The 21,590-nt window shown below is 67.1% G+C and carries 19 protein-coding genes; 16 read left to right on the top strand and 3 right to left on the bottom strand.

Annotated features, from left to right (window positions below):
• The first annotated feature begins 91 nt into the window (after nucleotides 1-91).
• From QUW25_RS00910 to xdhC, 12 genes are all read left to right on the top strand, one after another.
• Nucleotides 92-583, top strand: a complete 492-nt coding sequence (locus tag QUW25_RS00910) for a 4Fe-4S binding protein (RefSeq protein ID WP_289510355.1) — start codon at nucleotides 92-94, stop codon at nucleotides 581-583.
• Nucleotides 584-594: 11 nt separating this feature from the next.
• Nucleotides 595-3,372 carry a selenium-dependent xanthine dehydrogenase gene (gene xdh, locus QUW25_RS00905; protein WP_289510354.1) on the top strand — a complete coding sequence of 926 codons (2,778 nt, stop codon included), beginning with the start codon at nucleotides 595-597 and terminating at the stop codon, nucleotides 3,370-3,372.
• A gap of 97 nt (nucleotides 3,373-3,469) precedes the next feature.
• On the top strand, nucleotides 3,470-4,981 hold the full coding sequence (locus QUW25_RS00900) for an ABC transporter ATP-binding protein (protein ID WP_289510353.1): 1,512 nt from the start codon (nucleotides 3,470-3,472) through the stop codon (nucleotides 4,979-4,981).
• 11 nt (nucleotides 4,982-4,992) lie between these two features.
• A complete protein-coding gene (locus QUW25_RS00895; protein ID WP_289510352.1) occupies nucleotides 4,993-6,087 on the top strand; it encodes an ABC transporter permease in 1,095 nt (364 codons plus the stop codon).
• A complete protein-coding gene (locus QUW25_RS00890; protein ID WP_289510351.1) occupies nucleotides 6,087-7,022 on the top strand; it encodes an ABC transporter permease in 936 nt (311 codons plus the stop codon). Before QUW25_RS00895 ends, QUW25_RS00890 begins: the two co-directional genes overlap by 1 nt.
• 179 nt (nucleotides 7,023-7,201) lie before the next feature.
• Complete coding sequence (locus QUW25_RS00885; protein ID WP_289510350.1) at nucleotides 7,202-8,332, top strand: BMP family lipoprotein; 1,131 nt, start codon at nucleotides 7,202-7,204, stop codon at nucleotides 8,330-8,332.
• A gap of 197 nt (nucleotides 8,333-8,529) precedes the next feature.
• A complete protein-coding gene (locus QUW25_RS00880) occupies nucleotides 8,530-9,027 on the top strand; it encodes a nucleoside deaminase (protein ID WP_289510349.1) in 498 nt (165 codons plus the stop codon).
• Nucleotides 9,028-9,090: 63 nt separating this feature from the next.
• Nucleotides 9,091-10,188 carry a BMP family lipoprotein gene (locus QUW25_RS00875; protein WP_289510348.1) on the top strand — a complete coding sequence of 366 codons (1,098 nt, stop codon included), beginning with the start codon at nucleotides 9,091-9,093 and terminating at the stop codon, nucleotides 10,186-10,188.
• Between the two features lie 111 nt (nucleotides 10,189-10,299).
• Nucleotides 10,300-11,577, top strand: a complete 1,278-nt coding sequence (locus QUW25_RS00870) for an amidohydrolase family protein (RefSeq protein ID WP_289510347.1) — start codon at nucleotides 10,300-10,302, stop codon at nucleotides 11,575-11,577.
• 229 nt (nucleotides 11,578-11,806) lie between these two features.
• Nucleotides 11,807-14,149 (top strand): xanthine dehydrogenase subunit XdhA, encoded by a 2,343-nt coding sequence (gene xdhA, locus QUW25_RS00865; protein WP_289510346.1) that lies wholly within the window; start codon nucleotides 11,807-11,809, stop codon nucleotides 14,147-14,149.
• Nucleotides 14,149-15,030, top strand: a complete 882-nt coding sequence (gene xdhB / locus QUW25_RS00860) for a xanthine dehydrogenase subunit XdhB (RefSeq protein ID WP_289510345.1) — start codon at nucleotides 14,149-14,151, stop codon at nucleotides 15,028-15,030. Before xdhA ends, xdhB begins: the two co-directional genes overlap by 1 nt.
• Nucleotides 15,030-15,536 carry a xanthine dehydrogenase subunit XdhC gene (gene xdhC, locus QUW25_RS00855; protein WP_289510344.1) on the top strand — a complete coding sequence of 169 codons (507 nt, stop codon included), beginning with the start codon at nucleotides 15,030-15,032 and terminating at the stop codon, nucleotides 15,534-15,536. Before xdhB ends, xdhC begins: the two co-directional genes overlap by 1 nt.
• Nucleotides 15,537-15,592: 56 nt before the next feature.
• On the opposite strand, the gene QUW25_RS00850 is transcribed toward xdhC, so the two are convergent.
• The gene (locus tag QUW25_RS00850) at nucleotides 15,593-16,060 is read right to left on the bottom strand and encodes a hypothetical protein (protein WP_289510343.1); all 468 of its coding nucleotides are present in this window, start codon (nucleotides 16,058-16,060) and stop codon (nucleotides 15,593-15,595) included.
• Between the two features lie 158 nt (nucleotides 16,061-16,218).
• Here QUW25_RS00850 and QUW25_RS00845 point away from each other — a divergent pair, with 158 nt between their 5' ends.
• The 4 genes from QUW25_RS00845 to QUW25_RS00830 all read left to right on the top strand — a co-directional run bounded on the left by QUW25_RS00845 (nucleotide 16,219) and on the right by QUW25_RS00830 (nucleotide 20,380).
• Nucleotides 16,219-17,604 carry a uracil-xanthine permease family protein gene (locus tag QUW25_RS00845; protein ID WP_289510342.1) on the top strand — a complete coding sequence of 462 codons (1,386 nt, stop codon included), beginning with the start codon at nucleotides 16,219-16,221 and terminating at the stop codon, nucleotides 17,602-17,604.
• 181 nt (nucleotides 17,605-17,785) lie between these two features.
• Nucleotides 17,786-18,997, top strand: coding sequence for an MFS transporter (locus QUW25_RS00840; RefSeq protein ID WP_289510341.1), 1,212 nt, complete (start codon nucleotides 17,786-17,788; stop codon nucleotides 18,995-18,997).
• A 1-nt stretch (nucleotide 18,998) separates the two neighbouring features.
• Entirely contained in the window at nucleotides 18,999-19,442 is a 444-nt protein-coding gene (locus QUW25_RS00835) for a hypothetical protein (RefSeq protein ID WP_289510340.1), read from the top strand.
• On the top strand, nucleotides 19,439-20,380 hold the full coding sequence (locus QUW25_RS00830) for a GNAT family N-acetyltransferase (protein ID WP_289510339.1): 942 nt from the start codon (nucleotides 19,439-19,441) through the stop codon (nucleotides 20,378-20,380). The genes QUW25_RS00835 and QUW25_RS00830 overlap by 4 nt, the downstream gene beginning before the upstream one ends.
• Nucleotides 20,381-20,402: 22 nt before the next feature.
• On the opposite strand, the gene QUW25_RS00825 is transcribed toward QUW25_RS00830, so the two are convergent.
• Both QUW25_RS00825 and QUW25_RS00820 read right to left on the bottom strand, forming a co-directional pair.
• Nucleotides 20,403-20,939 (bottom strand): flavodoxin domain-containing protein, encoded by a 537-nt coding sequence (locus QUW25_RS00825; protein WP_289510338.1) that lies wholly within the window; start codon nucleotides 20,937-20,939, stop codon nucleotides 20,403-20,405.
• Between the two features lie 2 nt (nucleotides 20,940-20,941).
• A complete protein-coding gene (locus tag QUW25_RS00820; RefSeq protein ID WP_289510337.1) occupies nucleotides 20,942-21,565 on the bottom strand; it encodes a TetR/AcrR family transcriptional regulator in 624 nt (207 codons plus the stop codon).
• Nucleotides 21,566-21,590: the final 25 nt, after the last annotated feature.

The following is a 21,590-nucleotide window of genomic DNA, read 5'->3' as shown; positions in this document are numbered from 1 at the left end:
GTGTCCACTTTGTGCCCGGTACAAAGTGGACACGGCTGATGCGGTGGACGGCGATAAGAGCCTGCGGGCTTGAGGGAAAGAGGGGAGAGACATGGGAGAGAAGCGCTCGCGCAAGCCGCGTCCCGTGGCCTTTGTGCGCTGCGGCGGCGGAACTCCCGCGACCGAGGGCGGGCCGTGCTGCGAGCACGGCTGCGTTGGCTGCGGGGCCTGCGTCGAGGCCTGCCGCTTTGGCGCCGTGAGCATCGGCGAGCGCGGCGTTGCCGTCGTGGACCGCGAGGCCTGTCGCGGCTGCGGCCTCTGCGCGCGCTCCTGCCCACGGGGCGTGATTGAGATGATCGACCCCGACCAGCGCATCGCCGTGCGCTGCGTGAACCCCGACCCGGGCCCCGTGGCGCGCAAGGTCTGTGCCACGAGTTGCATTGGCTGCGGCATGTGCGAGCGCGCCTGCCCCGTGGGCGCCATCCGAGTGGCGGACGGCTGCGCGCGCATTGACCACGCGCTCTGCATCTCGTGCGGCATGTGCGCCACCAAGTGTCCGCGCGACGCCATCGCCGATGCCTTTGGCCTCTTCGCGGGCAGGTAGGAGGAACAACCATGGCTGCAAGCGCAAGCGCCGAGTACCGCTTCACCGTCAACGGAGAGGAGCGCGTCACCCACGAGGACAAGCCGCTCCTTCGCTACCTGCGTGACGACCTCCACATCACGAGCGCCAAGGACGGTTGCTCCGAGGGGGCGTGCGGGACCTGCACCGTGCTCGTGGACGACCGCGCCACGAAGGCGTGCGTCCTCACCACGCGCCTGGCCGCGGGGCATGACGTCGTGACCGTGGAGGGTCTGCCCAAGGAGGAGCAGGAGGCCTTCGTCTACGCCTTCGGCGCCGTGGGCGCCGTGCAGTGCGGCTTCTGCATTCCCGGCATGGTCATGAGCGGCGCGGGTCTTATCCACCACGTTCCTGACCCCACCGAGGACGAGGTCAGGAGAGCCATCCGCGGCAACGTCTGCCGCTGCACCGGCTACAAGAAGATCATCGAGGGCATCCTGCTCGCCGCCAGGGTGCTGCGTGGAGAGGCCCAGATCGAGGAGGGCCTCGAGCGGGGCGACGCCTACGGCGTGGGCGAGCGGGCATTCCGCGTGGACGTTCGCCCCAAGGTCCTGGGCTTTGGCAAGTACCCGGACGACATCGACGAGCGCGACTATCCCGACCTCGCCTATGCGAGCGCGGTGCGCTCCTCCCACCCGCGCGCCCGCGTTCTGCGCATTGACACCTCCAAGGCGGAGGCGGTGCCGGGCGTCCTGGGCGTCCTCACGGCGCGTGACGTGCCGGTCAACCAGGTGGGTCACATCATCCAGGACTGGGACGTCATGATCGCCGAGGGCGACGTCACCCGCTGCGTGGGCGACGCGATCGCCCTCGTGGTGGCGGAGAGCGAGGCGGCGCTCGCCAAGGCCAAGAAGCTCGTGAAGGTTGACTACGAGGTGCTCGAGCCCGTCCGCTCCATCTCCGAGGCCCGCGCCGAGGACGCCCCCATCCTTCACAAGAGCTACCACGCCTTTGGCAACGAGGTCGTTCTCGAGAACAACATCTGCCAGCAGCGCCACGTGACCCGCGGCGACGCTGCCGCAGCGCTCGCGGGCTCCGCCCACACGGCGACGCAGACCTTCACGACGCCCTTCACCGAGCACGCGTTCCTGGAGCCGGAGTGCGCCGTCGCCCACCCGTACAAGAACGGCGTGTGGGTGCAGTCCACCGACCAGGGCGCCTATGACTCGCGCCACGAGATCGCCCACATGTTTGGCTGGGACGACGAGCAGGACCGCGTGGTCGTGGAGACCATGCTCGTGGGCGGCGGCTTTGGCGGCAAGGAGGACGTCTCCGTGCAGCATCTGGCCGCGCTTGCCGCCTATCGCTTCCAGCGCCCCGTCAAGTGCAAGCTCGCGCGCCAGGAGTCCATCAACTTTCACCCAAAGCGCCACTACATGGAGGGCACCTTCACCCTCGGCTGCGACGAGAACGGCATCTTCACCGGCCTCGACTGCGAGATCAACTTCGACACCGGCGCCTACGCGAGCCTGTGCGGCCCGGTCCTCGAGCGCGCCTGCACGCACTCGGTGGGCCCCTACCGCTATCAGAACACCGACATTCGCGGCTACGGCTGGTACACCAACAACCCGCCCGCGGGGGCGTTTCGCGGCTTCGGCGTGTGCCAGAGCGAGTTTGCGCTCGAGTGCCTCGTCGACCTTCTCGCCGAGAAGGTCGGCATCTCGCCGTGGGAGATTCGCTTCCGCAACGCCATCGAGCCGGGCGAGGTGCTGCCCAACGGCCAGATAGCCGACTGCTCGACGGCGCTTAAGGAGACCCTGCTCGCCGTCAAGGACGCCTACGACGCCCACCCCGGTCACGCGGGCATCGCCTGTGCCATGAAGAACGCCGGCGTGGGCGTTGGCCTGCCGGACGCCGGGCGCTGCCTCATCCGCGTGGAGGACGGCGTGGCCGTTGCCTATGCCGCCACCTCGGATATCGGTCAGGGCTGCAACACCGTCTTTCTCCAGGACATCGTAGAGGCCACGGGCCTGCCGCGCGCGCAGGTCGCCAACGGCGAGTGCTCCACCGAGGCCGCGCCGGACTCCGGCACCACCTCGGGCTCGCGCCAGACCGTGGTGACGGGCGAGGCCGTGCGTGGCGCCGCCTTCCTGCTGCGCGACGCGATGCTGCGCGTCGAGGCGGGCGAGGGCGCGCCCGAGGGGCCCGTCCGCGCCAAGGGCGACGGCATCACCTCGGAGTACCTGGACGGCACGCCCTACGAGGGCTGGGGCGCCCACCTGCGCGCCGGCGAGGGCCTGCACCCCAGGGACCCGTCCTCGGCCATCCGCGCGCTCGAGGGCTGCGAGTTTGGCTACGAGTACCTCGAGAGGACCGACAAGCTTGGCGCGGACGTGCCCAACCCCAAGAGCCACATCTGCTACGGCTTTGCCACGCACGTGGTGATCCTGGACGACGACGGCCGCGTGAGCGAGGTCTACGCTGCGCACGACGCGGGCAAGGTCGTGAACCCCATCGCCATCCAGGGCCAGATCGAGGGCGGGGTGCTCATGGGCATGGGCTACGCGCTCACGGAGCGCTTTGACCTCAAGGACTGCGTGCCGCAGGTGAGGTTTGGCACGCTCGGCCTCTTCCGCGCCCCGGACATCCCCAACATCCACGCCATCTACGTCGAGAAGGACGAGCTGCTTCCGGTTGCCTACGGAGGCAAGGGCATCGGCGAGATCGCTACGATTCCCACTGCCCCGGCGGTGCAGAACGCCTACCGCGCGCTCACCGGCAGGCTCCAGACAAGGTTGCCGCTCGAAGACACGCCGTATGCAAGAAGGTGAGGCGAGGGTTGCCGTCGCGTGGCAAGATGGGACGAAATCGCGCGGCGCATGTACTATAGCTAGGTGGGACGGCACAGGACCCTGAAAGGTGGTAGGTATGGCCGAGTTGCTGAGAATGACGAACATCAGCAAACGCTTCGGTTCGTTCTACGCGAACAAGAACGTGAACCTGGAAGTGGAGCGGGGTGAGGTGCACACGCTGCTCGGCGAGAACGGCGCGGGCAAGTCCACGCTCATGAACGTCCTCATCGGCCTCTACCAGCCGACGGAGGGCACCATCTCTATCAACGGGAAAGAGGTGAGGATCGCCTCCCCGGCCGACGCCGTCGCGCAGGGCATCGGAATGGTGCACCAGCACTTCATGCTCATCGAGAACATGACGGGCCTCGAGAACATCATCCTCGGCGACAAGCGCCACAAGTCCCTGATGCTCCAGAAGGCAGACGACCGCAAGACCGTCGAGGAGCTCATGGAGCGCTACGGCCTTGAGATCGACCTCGACGAGCGCGTGGGCGAGATGTCCATCGGCATGCAGCAGCGCGTCGAGATCATGAAGGTGCTCTTCCGCGGCGCCGAGCTGCTTATCCTCGACGAGCCCACGGCCGTCCTCACCGACCTCGAGGTGCAGGGCCTCTTTGACATCATGAACTCGCTCACCTCCGAGGGCAAGTCGATCATCTTCATCTCGCACAAGATGCGCGAGGTCATGCAGATCTCCGACCGCGTGACGGTGCTGCGCCGCGGCGAGTCCGTCGAGACGGTGCGCGTTGCCGACACCACCGAGCAGGAGCTCGCCGACCTCATGATTGGACAGAAGTTCACCGAGAGCGTGTACGAGAAGGTCGAGGAGGCGGGTGCCCCCGAGCTCACGCTCAAGAACGTCTCCTACCACCCCGAGGTCAAGCACGGCGGCCTCAAGGACGTCTCGCTCACCATTCACCGCGGCGAGATCTTGGGCGTGGCGGGCATCGACGGCAACGGCCAGACCCCGCTCGCCGAGCTCGTCACGGGCCTCATCTCCCCGGAGTCCGGCGAAGTTACCGGCCCGGACGGCGCCAAGATCGCGCTCTTCTCGCCCGAGGCCTTCATCGGCGCGGGAGTGGGCAACATTCCCGAGGACCGCAACAAGATGGGCCTCGTGGGCGACATGACCGTCGCCGAGAACCTCGTGCTCAAGCAGACCACCTCGGACAGGTTCTCCTCCGGTCACGGCGCGTGGCTCAAGATGGGTGCCATCGCCGAGTTTGCCGAGGAGAAGCGCCAGGAGAACGACATCCGCTGCACCTCCGTCAACCAGACGGCGCGTAGCCTCTCGGGCGGCAACCAGCAGAAGGTCATTCTCGCCCGCGAGCTCGACGGCGCCCCCACGCTGCTCGTGGCCGTCTATCCCACGCGTGGCCTTGACATCGGCGCCACCGAGTTCATCCACAAGCAGATCGTGGCCCAGCGAGACGCGGGCTGCGCGGTGCTGCTCATCTCGGCCGACTTTGACGAGGTCCTCAAGCTCTCGGACCGCATCGTCGTTCTCTTTGAGGGTGAGATCATGGGCACCTACCCCGGCGCCAACCCGCCCATCAAGGAGATCTCGCTGGCCATGGCAGGGAAGTAGGAGGTAGCAAGGTGACCAAGTCAAAGCACACGCTCAGCGCGGAGGAGCGTCGCGAGAAGACCCTCATGGTCCTCACGCCCGTCGCCTCCGTGCTTCTCGCCCTCATCGTGGGCGCCATCATCATCGCCTGTCTTGGCAAGAACCCCCTGCAGGGCTACGCCGCCCTGCTCCAGGGCTCGCTGGGCGACCTGCCCAAGATCGGCAAGACCCTCGAGCGCGCCTGCCCGCTGATCTTCACGGGCCTCGCGGCCGTCTTTGCCTACAAGTGCGGCGTCTTCAACCTCGGCGGCGAGGGCCAGTTCATCATGGGTGGCTGCGCCACCGCGCTCACCGTCTTCGGCTTGGGCCTCACCGGCCCCGCCGCCCTGGCGCTCGGCCTCATCGCCGGCATCGTGGTCGGCGGCATCTGGGGCCTCCTGCCGGGCATCATGAAGATCACCCGCGGCCTCAACGAGATGATCACCACGATCATGCTCAACTACGTGGCCATGTACTTCATGGAGTTCGTCTTCAAGAACCTCTTCTCCGACCAGGGCCTGCCCAAGACGCCCGCCATCCCCAAGGACGGACGACTTCCCGAGCTCCTGAGCGCCCATATTGGCGTGCTCATGGCGATCATCCTCGGCATCGTCATCTGGTACGTGCTCTTCCGCACCTCCTTTGGCTTCAAGATCCGCGCCACGGGCATGAACCAGACGGCGGCGCGCGTCAACGGCTTCCCGGTGCGCAGGCTCGTCCTGCTCTCCTTTGTCATCTCCGGTGCCATCGCCGGCATGGGCGGCTCGATCGAGCTTCTGGGCAAGGCGCCCTACCGTCTTGCTGACGGCTTTGGCTCGGGCTTTGGCTTCGACGGCGTGGCCATCGCGCTCATTGCCCAGCTCAACCCGATTGCCGCCATCGTTGTGGCAATTCTGTTCGGCATCCTCTCCACGGGCGGCACGATGATGCAGAGCGTCATCGGCGTTCCCACCGCCATCATCGACATCACGCGCGGCCTCATCATCATCTTCGCCGTGGCGGGTATGGCAATGATCAAGCTTCCCGCCATCAAGGCCTTCATCGCATCTATCGGCTCCAAGAGCAAGAAAGTCGAGGCGAACGCGTAATGGATATCTTCATCACTGCACTGCCTACGATTCTCAAGGCAATGGCGATGGGCGCCGTGCCCATCCTCCTCGCATCCCTCGGCGAGCTCTTCTCCGAGCGCGGAGGCCTCGTCAACATTGGCCTCGAGGGCATCATGGCTGTTGGTGCCTTTGTCGGCTTTGCCGTTGCCAAGGTCACGGGCAACCTCTGGATGGGCCTGCTCGTTGCCATGCTCGCGGGCATCGCCGTCAACATGATCTACGCCTTCTGCACGGTCACGCTTTGCTCCGACCAGGTGGTCACCAGCATGGCGATCAACATCCTCGCACCCGCCATCGCACTCTTTGGCTACAACCTCTTCGTGGGCGCCAACCCCGCCAACGCCACCGGCGAGCAGATGGCGAGCATCGCCATCCCCGGGCTCTCCCAGATACCCTTCATCGGCGACGCGCTCTTCAACCAGACGCCTGTGGCGTACCTCGCCTTCCTTCTGGTGCCCTGCGTGGCGGTCTTCTTCAGCCGCTTCCGCGCCGGCCTCTCCTTCCGCTCCGTGGGCGAGAACCCGCAGGCGGCCGAGACCCTTGGCATCAACGTCGTGCGCATGAAGTACGTGGCCTGCGTCGTGTGCGGCGCGCTCGCGGCCGCGGGTGGCGCCTTCCTCACGCTGTGCTACACGCCCATCTACACGGACGGCATCGTCATGGGCCGTGGCTTCATTGCCCTGGCGACCCTGATCTTCGGTCGCTGGAACGCCTTTGGCGTCCTTGCCGCGAGCCTGCTCTTCGGCTTCTTCGACGGCACGAGCGTGGCGCTCCAGGCCCAGTTCCAGGCTGCGCCCATCATGTTCTTCAAGATGATCCCGTACGTCTTCACCATCGTGGCGCTCATCTTCTTTGGCTCCAGGAGCGCCGGCCCCAAGGCGAGCGGCAAGCCGTACCTGCGCGAGCAGCGCTAGGCAGGCACCCTTTCACAGGCGGCCCGCAGGCTCCGCAATATGTCGGGCCCTGCGGGCCGTCTTGCTTTATCATTGGTTATTGGAACACGGTCTCCCTTAGGGAACGGGGGCCGTGGGGGGGTGACACAGAATGCGCCCAAAGACGTTGGGCGCAACGGTCACGAGGAAAGGACCAAGGTATGAGCGAGAACAACAAGAACCAGCTCGACTCCATGATGGTCTCGAGGCGCACCGCGCTCGGGCTCGGCCTCGGCGGCGCCGCGGCGCTCGCCCTCGCGGGCTGTGACGGTGGCGGCCAGACTCCCGAAGGCGGTGACGACACCACCGATGAGGGCGGCGAGGAGAAGAGCAGCTATCGCGTTGCCATGATCATGAGCGGCATCATCACCGACGGCGGCTGGGACCAGGGCCACTACGAGTCCCTCCAGCGCGCCATCGAGAGCCACCCCAGCTGGGAGATGCTCGAGCCCAAGGAGAACACCGCCGACGCCGACGCGGCAACCGCCGCCCAGTCCTACGTTGACATGGACGTTGACCTCATCGTGGGCAACGGCAACCAGTTTGCCTCCACGTGGGCCGAGGTCATCACCGATGCCGCCGAGACCCACCCCAACGTGCACTTCCTCATCACCAACACCGACCCCGAGCTCGAGATGACCGACTGCGAGGTCATGGACAACGTCGAGACCGTGCTTCCCGACTTCGTCCAGACCGGCGCGCTGGCCGGCGTGGTGGCCGGCCTCATGACGCAGACGAAGTCCATCGGCTTCATCGGCGGCATGCGCCTGCCCTCCACCACCACCAAGTACTCCGCCTACCTCGCGGCCGCGCAGAAGGTCAACGAGGGTGTCACCGGCCAGTACAACTTCGAGGCTGGCTTCACCGACGCCTCCTTCGGCACCAAGCTCACCGAGCAGTGGATCAACTCCAACAACGTTGACGTCATGTGGGGCGACGCCTCCGCCGTTGACAACGGCGCCCGCCAGGCCCTCGAGGCCGCCGGCGCGGACACCCACTTCGACATCGCGCAGCCGATCGACATCGTGGGCGAGGACCAGCCCACCGTCATCACCTCCACGGTGACCGACTGGATGATCGGCCAGGCCATGGACGAGATCGAGGCCGGCACCTACGGCGGCGGCAAGGCCATCATCGGCAACATGGACAACGGCGGCGTCTACCTCGGTACCTTCTCCGACAAGGTCCCGGCCGAGGTCCAGGAGCAGATCAACGAGTACGCCGAGCAGATCAAGGCCGGCACCTTCATCACCGATGAGGAGGTTGACGCCATCGAGGCCGGTCTCCAGTAAGCCAGAGGGGACCGTCCCCTTTTGAGGCACTTCGGATGATGCATGCGCCCTGCAGATTATTTTGCAGGGCGCATGACTTTTTGTTAGCCGCTTGCCGCGCTTCTCGTGCCGTGCGGCGATGTCAGGCGCGCCGCACGGTGATTCGCCTCGTATCATGAAACGCAAGCCCGTCCATCGGTTCTCTGAGAGGAGCTGCAGTGGCACGCAAGGAGTTCACGCACGAGGATGACGTAAGGTACCTGAGGCGCACGATCGAGATCTCCCGCGCCTCGCGCGAGCACGGCAACACTCCGTTTGGCGCTCTGCTCGTCTCGCCCGACGGCGAGATCCTCCTCGAGCAGGAGAACGTGGAGATTGACACGCACAAGTGCACCGGCCACGCCGAGACGCAGACGGTCGAACGCGCCTCGCAGCTCTATGACAAGGCCTACCTCTGGGACTGCTCCCTCTACACCTCCGCCGAACCCTGCTCCATGTGTGCCGGCGCCATCTACTGGGCCAACGTGGGCCGCGTGGTGTACGCCATGACGGAGCGCCGCCTGCTCGAGCTCACGGGCTCCAACGAGCAGAACCCCACCTTCGACCTCCCGTGCCGCACCGTCTTTGCCGCCGGCCAGAAGGATATCGAGGTCGTGGGGCCGTTCCCCGAGCTCGAGGTTGAGGCTGCGGCCGTGCACGAGGGTTACTGGGACTAGCAAGCTGGGAAGGGCGCCGCAAGGCGCGTGGACCCGCCTCGGCGGGGAAGGGAAGGTTGGGAAATGAAGAAGCAGAACGTGTCCGCCCTAGGGCCCTCGATGACGCGTCGCAACGCGCTCAAGCTCGGTGCCGCCGGTGCTGCCGCGCTGGGCCTTGCCGCCTGCGACGGCGGCGGCGAGAGCACGGGCGAGGACGGCGAGAAGACCTACAAGGTCGCCCTCGTCATCAGCGGTCCCGCCCTTGACGGCGGCTGGGGCCAGGGCCACTACGACTCCCTCGTCGCCGCGCTCGAGGGTCGCGACAACTGGGAGATGCTCGAGCCCAAGGAGAACACCGCCTCCGCCGACGCCGGCACCGCCGCGCAGTCCCTCGTCGACGTGGGCTGCGACCTCATCATCGCCGCCGGCAACGAGTTTGTCTCCGCGTGGGGCGACGTCGTGGCCGAGGCAGCCGAGAACTATCCCAACATCAAGTTCCTCATGACCAACACCGACCCTGCCGTGGACCTCGCCGACTACGAGACCCTGGAGAACGTCGAGACGGTGCAGGTCAACCTCAAGCAGACCGGTGCGCTCGCGGGCGTTGTGGCCGGCCTCATGACCGAGAGCAACCACATCGGCTTCATCGGCGGCATGCGCATCCCCACCACGCTCACCAAGTACGCCGCCTACATAGCGGCCGCTCAGAAGGTCAACCCGGACGTCGAGGGCCACTACAACTTTGAGGCCGGCTTCAGCGACGCCTCCTTCGGCGCCAAGCTCACCGAGCAGTGGATCAACTCCAATGGCGTCGACGTCATGTGGGGCGACGCCTCCGCCGTAGACAACGGCGCCCGCCAGGCCCTCGAGGCCGCCGGCGCGGACACGCACTTCGACATCGCGCAGCCCGCTGACATCGTCGGCGAGGGCCAGCCCACCGTCATCACCTCCACGGTGACCGACTGGATGTTCGGCCAGGCCATGGACGAGATTGAGGCCGGCACCTTCGGTGGCGGCGTCGCCATCGAGGCCAACATGGAAAACGGCGGCGTCTACCTCGGCACCTTCTCCGACAAGGTCCCGGCCGAGGTCCAGGATCAGATCAACGAGTACGCCGAGCAGATCAAGGCCGACTCCTTCCTCACCGACGAGGAGGTCCAGGCCATCGAGGACACCCTGTAGTCCTCGCAAGATCTTATCTGTGATCTGTTGAGATTGGGGGTGGGTGCGCTGGGCGTGCCCACCCCTGCCCCAAAACGTACCGGGTACAACGTGGACACGGTGGGAGCAGCCATGGGAGCTGAGTCGTTTGTCCTCAGGGGAGACATCTGCTACAGCCTGAGCCCTCGTGAGGTTCGCTGCGTCGAGGGTGGCTACCTGGTGTGCGTTGACGGCAGGAGCGCCGGCGTCTTCGAGGAGCTCCCCGAGCGCTACGCCGCGTCCCCGCTCGTTGACTGCACGGGCCGTCTTGTCATCCCGGGGCTCTGCGACATCCATCTCCACGCCCCGCAGTACGCCTTCCGCGGCCTGGGGATGGACCTCGAACTGCTCGACTGGCTGAACACCCACACCTTCCCCGAGGAGACCCGCTACGCGGACCTGGACTACGCCGCGCGCGCCTACGACGTCTTCGCGGGCGACCTGCGCCGCTGCGCCACCACGCGCGCGGTGGTCTTTGGCACGGTCCACGTTCCGGCAACCGAACTCCTCATGGAACGCCTTGAGGCAACGGGGCTCGTGACGTACGTGGGCAAGGTCAACATGGACCGCAACGCCCCGGAGCGCCTCGTTGAGACGAGCGCGCGCTCGGCTGAGGCAACGCGACGCTGGTTGGAGGATGTGTGCGGTCGCTTTGAGCGAACGCATCCCATCATCACCCCGCGCTTCACCCCCAGTGTGACCGACGGCCTCATGGCAGAGCTCGGCGCCCTGCGCGAGAAGTACGACCTGCCGGTGCAGAGCCACCTCTCGGAGAACCCCTCCGAGGTGAGCTGGGTGAAGGAGCTCTGCCCGTGGTCGAGCTGCTACGCGGACGCCTACGACCACTTTGGCCTTCTTGGCGAGAAGACCGTGATGGCGCACTGCGTCCACTCAACGGACGAGGAGGTGGAGCTGCTGCGCCGCACGGGCACCTACGTGGCGCACTGCCCCCAGAGCAACGCCCAGCTCGCAAGCGGCATCGCGCCGGTGCGACGCTACCTGGACCTTGGCATGAGCGTGGGCCTGGGCACGGACGTGGCGGGCGGTGCCAGCCTTTCGATGTTTCGCTGCATGGCGGACGCCGTTGCCGCCTCCAAGCTGCGTTGGCGCCTGGTTGACCAGAGCCTCGCCCCGCTCACCACGCAGGAGGCACTGTGGCTCGCCACGGTGGGCGGCGGTTCCTTCTTCGGTCGCGTGGGATCTTTCGCGGAGGGCTACGAGCTCGACGCGCTCGTGCTCAACGACTCCGGCATCCGCACCCCGCGCAAACTCACCGTATGGGAGCGCCTGGAGCGCTTTGTCTACCTCGCGGAGGAGGGTGGCCGCATCGAGCGCAAGTTCGTTGCCGGGCGCGAGGTGTCGCTCGACTGATGCCCCGTGTCCAAAACGTACCCGGCACGTTTTGGACACGTTGCGTTTCTCGGTAAATAACGAGCAGTTCAGCGGCGGTTTTTAAGCTCCCTTGACGTGCGCTTGCGTCCACCAGCGCAGAGATACCGCTCACGATCTTTTGTGTCTAACATCGCGTCTGCGTGGCTAACATTTTGTTAGTGATTGTTTCGTATGCGTGTCCTGAGGACCTGTGGAAAGGAAGGACGCCATGGAGAAACTGAGGGAGGTCGGGCGGCCTGTCCCACGCGTCGACGCGTTTGACAAGGTGACGGGGCGGGCCATGTTCACCGACGACCTGTGCCCCAAGCCGTGCCTGGAGGCCAAGCTCGTTCACGCCACCATTGGAAACGGTCGCGTGGTCTCAATAGACACGTCCGAGGCGCTTGCGGAGCCCGGCGTGGTTGCGGTCTTTACCTGCTTTGACGTGCCGGACATCTGCTTCCCGGTGGCCGGCCACCCGTGGTACGCGGACTCCAAGGCCGAGAAGCGCGACCTCGCGGATCGCAAGCTCCTCGACGACCGCGTGCGCATCTACGGTGACAACATCGCCGTGGTGGTGGGCGAGGACTCGGTTGCCTGCGCGCGCGGCGTGAGCAAGGTGAAGGTCACCTACGAGGAGTGGCCCGTCGTCTACGACGCCCAGGAGTCCCTCGCGGGGACCGAGCACCCCGTGCAGGAGCGCTGCCCGGACAACCTCCTGGCGCACTCGCTCGCCGTGACGCCCGACGAGAAGCTCGCCGAGCAAGGCTATGACAGCGTGGAGGCGGTTCTCGCCGACCCGCGCTACCATCACTTCTCCGCGCACATCGAGTCGCGCGAGCAGTCCCAGGTGCACATCGAGACCTGCGTCTCGTACTGCTACGAGGAGGGCGGCAAGATCGTCTGCGTGACGTCCACGCAGATTCCGCACGTGGTGCGCCGCGTCATCGGTCAGGCGCTCGGCATTCCCTGGGGCCAGGTGCGCGTGATCAAGCCCTACATTGGCGGCGGCTTTGGCACCAAGCAGGACGTGCACTACGAGCCGCTCAACGCCTGGATCTGCCAGCAGATCGGCGGGCGCTGCGTCAAGCTGGAGATCTCACGCGAGGAGCTCTTCTGGGACACGAGCGGACGGCAGCCCAAGAGCTTTGACGTCGAGGCCTCCGTTGACGACGACATGAACCTGCGCGCCCGTTCCATTGTTGCCTACTCCAACACCGGCGGCTACGGCCATCACGGCCACGCGCTCGTGCTCAACTCGGTGAACTCCTTCCGCTGGCTCTATCACGGTCAGGAGTTTGCCACGAGGAGCGAGGCCTTCACCGCCTACACCAACGGCCCGCACACCGGCGCCATGCGCGCCTACGGCGTGCCCGAGGGCAACTGGGCGGCCGAGTGCCTGATGGGCGATATCGCCTACGACATGGGCTGGGACGGCGTGGAGTTTCGCCTCAAGAACGTCTACACGGACGCCTTTGTGGACGAGTTCACCCCCGGCGGCGTGATCGCGGCCCACACCTGCGCCATTCCCGAATGCGTGGAGAAGGGCAAGGCCTACATCGAGTGGGACAAGAAGCGCGCCGAGTATGCCAACCAGACCGGGCCCGTGCGCCACGGCGTGGGAGTGGCCCTCTTCGTGTACAAGACGGCCGTGGCGCCCTTTGCGCTGGAGACCGCCACGGCGGCGCTCACGCTCAACCAGGACGGCACGGTGCAGCTCCAGATGGGCGCCACGGAGATTGGCCAGGGCGCGGACACGGTCTTCTCGCAGATGGCTGCCGAGGCCATAGGCGTAGACACCGAGGACGTGCACATCGTCTCCTTCCAGGACACCGACGTCACGCCGTACGACTCGGGCGCCTACGCCTCGCGCCAGACCTACGTCTCGGGCACCGCGGTCAAGAAGGCCGGCCTCACGCTGCGCAGGAAGATTCTGGACTACGCGCGCTTCCTGTACCCAAACGCCCAGGGCGAGCTGACGCTGCGCGACCATCACGTGCTGGACGCGCTGGGGCACCCCGTCTGCGACCTCAAGACGCTGGCGCTCGAGGCCTACTACAACCTCGACCGCGCCGACCAGCTCCACGCGCACGAGACCGTGAACGTGCACACCAACGCCATCGCCGGCGGGTGCACCTTTGCGGACGTGACCGTGGATATGCCCCTGGGCAAGGTCACCGTCAACAAGATCATCAACGTTCACGACTCGGGCACGCTCATCAACCCCAAGCTTGTGGAGCAGCAGATTCACGGTGGCATGGCGCAGGGGATTGGCTTTGGCCTCTACGAGGAGGTCCAGGTGGACCCCAAGACCGGCCGCGTGCTCAACTCCACGCTGCTCGACTACAAGATCCCCACGTCGATGGACGTGCCCGACCTCAAGGCGGACTTTGTCGAGAAGCCCGACCCCACGGGCCCCTACGGCAACAAGGCAGTGGGCGAGACGCCCGTCATCTCCCCGGCGGCGGCGATCCGCGACGCGATCCTCAACGCCACCGGCGTCAAGTTCTATGTGGAGCCCATGACGCCGCAGCGTCTCTTCGAGGGCTTTAAGAGGGAGGGGCTCATCTGATGTATGACATCGAATCGCTCTACGAGGCACAAAGCGTCGACGATGCCGCCCGCGCCCTCGCCGAGGACCCGCTCGCGGTGATCATCGCCGGCGGTACCGACGTGCTGGTGAAGCTGCGCGAGGGCAAGGGCACGCCCGCGCACCTCGTCTCCATCCACGAGCTCGGAGGCGAGCTCGCCGGCGTCTCTCTCGCCGAGGACGGCACCGTGGAGATTGGCCCCCTCACGGTCTTCCACGACGTGACGGTGAGCCCCATCATCCAGGGAACCGTGCCCACGCTCGGCGAGGCGTGCGACACCCCGGGAGGCCCGCAGCTGCGCACGTCCGGCACTATCGGCGGCAACGTCTGCACGGCGGCGACCTCGGCCGACTCCGCCTCCACGCTCTTTGCGTACGGCGCCCTTCTTGACGTGCGGAGCGTGCGCGGCGAGCGCACCATCCCCATCGAGGAGTGGTACGCCGGCCCCGGGCGCTCGCACAAGGAGCGCGATGAGGTGCTGGTAAAGATCCGCATCCCGCGCGAGCGCTACGAGGGCTTCACGGGTCACTACTTCAAGTACGGCAAGCGCCGCGCCCTCGAGATCACCACCATGGGCTGCTGCTGCCTGGTCAAGCTCGCTGCGGACGCGTCCACCATCGAGGACATCCGCCTCGCCTTCGGCGTTGCCGGGCCCACGCCCATGCGCGCCCTGGCGGCGGAGGACGCGGTGCGCGGCATGGGCGTTGCGGAGGCGGCCGAGAAGATCGGCGAGCTCGCCGCGGCGTGCACGAACCCGCGCGACAGCTGGCGCGCCTCAAAGGAGTTCCGTCTCCAGCTCATCAAGGAGATGTCAAAGCGCTCCCTCATCGAGGCCGCGCGGAGGGGAGGGGCGAGGCTCTAATGGACATGAAGATTCTCAAGTGCACGGTCAACGGCCGCGAGGTCCAGGTGGGCTACGACCCGCGCGAGTCCCTGCTCGACACGCTGCGCAACCGCCTTGGCCTCACGAGCGTCAAGCGCGGCTGCGAGGTGGGGGAGTGCGGCGCCTGCACGGTGCTCGTTGACGGCGTGGCCACCGACACCTGCCTCTACCTCACGGACTGGGCGCAGGGCAAGGAGATCCTCACCGTGGAGGGCCTCCAGGCGCCGGACGGCTCGCTCGACCCCGTCCAGCAGGCCTTTGTTGACGAGTTTGCCGTGCAGTGCGGCTTCTGCATCCCCGGCATCATCATGAGCGCCGAGGAGATGGTCCGCTCCGGAAAGACCTACACGCGCGACGAGATCAGAAAGCAGCTCTCCGGGCACCTCTGCCGCTGCACCGGCTACGAGAACATCGTGAACGCCGTGGAGAAGGCCATCGAGGTCGTGCACGGCATGGTGGGCGAGCCCGCCGAGAAGAACGCGTAGGGGCGAGGCACTTCTCGCCAGATGCGCACCCCCGTAGGGCCCGCCGCGTGCGGGCCCTACTCCCAGCTCACGATGATGGTGCTGTCGTCGAGGTTGGCGTTGCCGTACTCGTCCTCGCCGGCCTCCACGCCAAAGCCGAGTCTCCTCAGCGTGCTCACAAACTTCACGAGGCGGGCGTTGAAGGTGTTGAGGAGGCGCTTGGACTGGATGGGCGAGATGAGGTCCTGATCGCGACCATAGATGATGCAGGTGATGGCGTCGGCCACCGCCGTGTTGGAGTTTGCGACGAGGTCGTTGTAGAACGAGTTGCCGTTGCCATTGCCGTCGAACATGCCGGGGGCAAACTTGACGGCGAGCGAGCTGTTGCCGTACTTGGCGTACATGCGGATGCGGGTGTCCGTGCGGGCCTCCGCGTTTCTGAGCGCCCAGCTCATGGCGTTCTGGGCGAGGGTGTCCGCCTCGGCTCGCTGGCGGTCCGGGATGGCCGCGGCGGTGAGCTCGCGCGCCTCGGTTGCGTCGATCATGGTGACTCCTTTTGATAAGTACCGCTCGCCACCATATTAGCGCCGTTTGCGCTGCTCAGCGACAAAACCAAACAAAATATTTGGTCAACAGAATAATATTTTGCACAACAGCTCCGCGCGACGGCCCGCCACGCCGTCGCCCGCACGAGGGAGGCAGCATGGCAGCACCCGCCCAGCAGGTCGAGAACGAACTCAACGAGGCCCTCTTCAGGCGCAAGGGCGTCCCCCCGATCAAGGACCTCATCCCCACCTCGCTCCAGCACGTGCTCGCCTCCTTTGCCGGCGTCATCACGCCGGCGATGATCATCGCCACCATGTGCAACTTCACCGAGGCGCAGGAGACCGCCATCATCCAGGTGGCGCTCATCCTCTCGGCAATAGACACGCTGCTCCAGCAGTTCCCGCTCTTTGGGCGCATTGGCTCGGGGCTCCCCATCCTGACGGGCGTCTCGTTTGCGTTTCTGCCGGCCTTCCAGGCGGTGGGCATTGAGTTTGGCTTCTCCACGCTGCTGGGCGCCGAGCTCATCGGCGGTGCGGTGGCGGTGCTCTTTGGCATCTTCTACACCAAGGTGCGCGGGCTCTTTCCGCCGCTCGTCACGGGCACGGTGATCTTCACCATTGGCGTCTCGCTCTATCCCACGGCCATCACGTACATGGCCGGTGGCTCGGGCGCGGCGGACTTTGGCGGCGTGCAGAACTGGATCGTGGGCCTCATCACCTTTGCCGTGGTCTTTGCGCTCTCCAACTTTGCCACGGGCGTCTTCAAGCTGGGGTCCATCTTCTTTGGCATCATCATCGGCGTGCTCGTCTCCATCCCGTTTGGCATGGTGAGCGCCGAGGAGGTGGCCGGCGCCGCGTGGTTCTCGCTGCCGGAGCTCTTCCCGTTTGAGATCGTCTTCAACCCCGCGGCGTGCATCACGCTGGCCATGGTGTACGTGATGGTGAACGTGCAGCTCATCGGCGACCTCTCCGCCTCCTGCGCGGGCAGCATGGACCGCATGCCCACCGAGCGAGAGATCAGTGGCGCCATCAAGGCGCAGGGCATCGTGAGCATGATCTCCTCCGTACTGGGCGGCATGCCCACCTCGGCCTTTGGCCAGAACGTGGGCATCATCGTCTCCAACAAGGTCATCAACCGCTGGGTCTTTGGCACGGCGGCAATAGTCTTTCTTGCCGCGGGCCTGTGCCCCAAGCTCTCCGCGATCCTGCTCATGATCCCGCAGCCGGTGATCGGCGGCGCCACCATCAGCGTCTTTGGCACCATCACCCTGAACGGCATCCGCATCCTGGTGAAGGACGGCCTCACGCCGCGTGCCTGTACCGTCTTTGGCATCTCCGTGGCCTTTGGCATTGGCATCGCCCAGGTCTCCGGCTCGCTTACCGGCCCCGGCATGCCGGATTGGCTGGCCACGATCTTTGGCACCTCCGCCATCACGCCCTGCGCCGTCATGGCGATCATCCTAAACTCCATCCTCCCGCCCGACAGCGAGGCCGCGCCGGACAAGAAGAGCCTGCGTCCCATCGAGGAGGACGAGGACGCGTAGGCGCCTGGCCCCACCTGCACGACCCAACCTGATATTCCCTCGCGGGGCCCGTCGGTTTGCCATGCCCGACGGGCCCTCCTCTTTGGGGCGGCCGTAGCGGATTGACCCGCTTCGACGCTGCCGCTATCATGTGCTGGAAACGTTTCCAGTCAAGTGACGTCCTTTCCGCTTGGGAGCCTCCATGTCCGTGGTTCTTCTCGTTGTCATCTATGTTGCCTTTGTTGGTCTGGGCATCCCGGACTCGCTCTTTGGGGCGGCGTGGCCGGCCCTCCACGCGGACCTCGGCGTGCCCGTCTCGTGGGGCAGCCTCGTCACGATGGTCACCTGCTGCGGAACGGTTGTCTCCAGCCTCTCGTCCGCCGCGCTCATCGGCCGCTTTGGCACCGGGCGCGTGACGGCCGTCTCCACCGCGCTCACGGCGGCGGCACTTCTTGGCTTTGCCGTGGCGCCGAGCTTTCCGTGGCTCTGCCTGCTGGCGATTCCCCTCGGCCTCGGCGCGGGCGCCATCGACACGGCGCTCAACAACTACGTCGCCCTGCACTACAAGGCCACGCACATGAACTTCCTGCACTGCGCCTACGGCGTGGGCATCACGGTGAGCCCGTTCCTCATGTCTCTTGCGCTCTCGGGGGGCACCTGGCGCGACGGCTATCTTGAGGCGGCGGCCTGCCAGGCGGCCATCATGGCAGCCACCATTGCGATTCTGCCGCTCTGGTCCCGCGTCGGCCATGCGGATGAGGATCCGGCGGGAGAGAAGGACGATGACCCCGCGCCCCGCGCCGCGAGCCCGCTCGCGCTCGTCCGCCGCCGCGACATCCGCCTGGCCTGCCTCGTCTTCATGGCGTCCGTGGCCATCGAGGGCGTGTGCAACACCTGGTGCACGAGCTATCTCGTGAGCTCTCGCGGCATGGGGGCGGGCGAGGCCGCCGGCATGGTGACGGTCTACTACGTGGGTGTGACGGCCGGGCGCTTCCTCTCCGGCGTGCTGGCCAACCGGCTTTCCAGCAAGCAGCTCGTGGGGCTGGGGCAGGCGGTCACCTTCGTGGCCGTGCTCGTGCTCCTGGCCCCGCTGCCGCTCGCCGCGGCGCCGGTGGGGCTCTTTCTCGTGGGCTTTGGCAACAGCCCGCTCTACCCCAACATGCTGCACCTCACGCCGCGCCTCTTTGGTCGCGACCTCTCGCAGGCCGTGATCGGCGTGCAGATGGCGGCATCCTACGTGGGCGCCCTCACGTTGCCGCCGCTCTTTGGCGTGGCGGCGGAGCGCGTGGGCTTCTGGCTCTTCCCCGTGGCGCTGCTCGCGCTCTCCGTGGTGGTTCTCGCCGCGTTTCTCGGCCTCATGGCGCTCAAGGGCTGGAGGCCGCGCCGGCCGGGTGTCCCGTGCGAGGTGAGCTGACATGCGCATCTACAGGGGTAATCCCGAGCTTGTCTTTCGCGGGAAGGTGGCTCCGTGGTACGGCGCGCTCTCTGGTCTTGTGGCCGCGGCGGCCGCGATTCTGGCGCTGCAGCCCGGGATGCCGGCCGGCGTGCCGGCGGCGCTGCTCGTCGCCGGCGCCGTCGTGCTGTGGCCGGCGGTGGTGCGCAACCGCGTGGAGCTCTACCGCGACCGCCTGGAGATCGTTTTTGGCTGGGGGCGCACGATCATCCTGTACGGGCACGTGACGGGCGTGCGGCCCTACACGGGCTCGTCCGAGCAGTTCACCGGCCACAAGTGTACGGCGGCGCTCGACGGCGTCTTCATAGAGGCGCCCCGGGACGGCGACGCCGCGGTCTCGGTGATTGGCAACGACAACCTGATGGGCGAGCTGCGCCGTCGGGCGGGGCTCGGCGAGCAGCCGTGAGGCGCACGTCCGTCTATCGCTCCCCGCTGGGGGAGATGCTGCTTGCGAGCGACGGCTCCGCGCTCACCGGGCTCTGGTTCGAGGGGCAGCGGCATTTTGCCGCAGGCGTGGCGCCGGATGCTCGCGCCTGTGACGGGCTGCCCGTCTTTGATGGGGTGCGCGCATGGCTGGACTCCTACTTCACGGGCGGCCATCCCGGTTCCGTGCCGCCGCTCGCGCTTGCGGGCACGCCCTTCCAGCGCGCCGTCTGGGACGAGCTGCGCCTCGTGGGGAGCGGCCAGACCGTCACCTACGGCGAGCTGGCGGCCCGCCTGGGCGGCCGCCTGGGCCGTGCCACCTCACCGCGGGCGGTGGGCTCGGCGGTGGGGCGCAACCCGGTCTCGGTGATCGTGGGCTGCCATCGCGTGCTCGGCGCCCACGGCGCGCTCACCGGCTACGCGGGCGGCATCTGGTGCAAGCGGGCCCTTCTCGCCCTGGAGCGCGAGGGGCTGGTCGTCACCGAGGCCCCCGAGCGCCCCGCGGCCCTGGTGCGCGCGCTCGCCGACGTCTGGGAGCGCTCGGTCCGCGCGACGCACGACTTCCTCCTGCCCGGCGAGGTGGGGCGGATGCGGCCGATGGTGCCCGACGCAATCGGTCACGTGCCGCTCCTTCTCGTCGCGCGCCGGTCGGGCGCGCCGATCGGGTTTCTCGGCATGGACGGGGACTTCGTGGAGATGCTCTTCGTGGACCCCGAGGAGCGCGGGCACGGCGTGGGTCGGCTGCTCATGGAGCGGGCGACGGAGCTTCTCGGCGCGCGCGAGGTCTCGGTGAACGAGCAGAACCCGCAGGCGGTGGGGTTCTACGAGCACTTGGGCTTCTCGGCCTATCGCCGCACGTCCACGGACGACGACGGCAGACCCTACCCGCTGCTCTACCTGAGGCTCGCCGACGGCGCGTGACGGTCGTGGACCCTTGCCCGGCTCAGCCCCGCAGGTGCTCGAGCACCGGCTGCAGGTACTCGCGCCGCGTCCCGTCGAAGCCCTCGCGCATGGCGTCGAGCGCGAAGGCCGCGCGCGGGTCGGTCTCGGCCTCCTTGGCCTGCATGCGGAAGAAGGCGCGCATGGCCAGCTTGTCGAGGGCGCACAGGCGGTCGAAGTCAAACCCGCCCTGGCAGTAGAAGCGTGCGAGGCGGGGGTAGCGTTCGTGCGGGAAGGCGTGCTCGAAGCCGGCGTCGGTCTCGCTCTTGGGCCACTCGTCGCTCGGCATGGGATAGGCTCCCACGCCCACGACCACGTAGCGGCGCTCGGGCCGGGCGTCCATGACGGAGCGCAGCCAGCGCGCGCCCTTGAGTCCTCCGGCGTGGAACCAGCTGAGAAAGACGACCGTCTCCGCGGCGGCCACGCCGGCCGAGGCGCGATCTGCGAACGGGACGGCCCTGGTCCCGAGCGACTCCGCGAGCCAGCGGGCGTACTTCTCGGTGAACCCGGTCTGCGAGCAGTAGACGACGGCGGTGCTCATGCTCACTCCTTCGCTCGGTGCTGGGCGAGAAACGCGACGAGATGGCGCTCCACGAGCCCGCGCGCCTGCGGCCAGGGCGTGCCCTCGCAGAGCGCGAGGAACACGGGCCCGTGGAACTGGCGGGCTGCGAGGTCGACGTCGCAGGGGGAGAAGAGGCCGGCGTCGACGAGGCGCGAGAAGATCGCGCGCTGCAGCTCGAGCGGGCGCTTCACGAAGACGGTGCGGTAGAGCTCGTCGCAGCGGGGGTCCGTGTGGCGCGCCCCCTCGAGCACGTGGCGCAGGCGTGTGATGCCGGCGTCCGCGAAGAGGGGCTCGTAGCTGGCGAGAACCACCTCGGCGAGCGCGGGCCCGTCCGCGAGGTAGGCGCTCGCGTCGTCGGCGGGGTGGGCGAGGGCGCGCCGGGAGCGCAGCGCCTGCGTCAGGCGGTCGAGCTGGTGTTCCACAGCCGCGTCGAAGATGGCCTGCTTGCCGGGGAAGTGGCTGTAGAGCGAGGCCTCGCGCAGGCCCACTGCGGCCGCAACGTCGCGCATCGTTGCTGCGGCGTAGCCCTTCTCGGCAAACACCTCGAGGGCGCGCTCGCAGATGAGGCGCTTGGTGTCGCTCGTTGGTCCGGCCGGTCGCCCCATGCCTCCCCCCCTGTGGTCGCTAAAA

The sequence above is a fragment of the Thermophilibacter provencensis genome (assembly GCF_030372065.1).
Lineage (GTDB): Bacteria > Actinomycetota > Coriobacteriia > Coriobacteriales > Atopobiaceae > Thermophilibacter > Thermophilibacter provencensis_A.
This window is presented reverse-complemented; position numbering and strand designations above follow the sequence as displayed.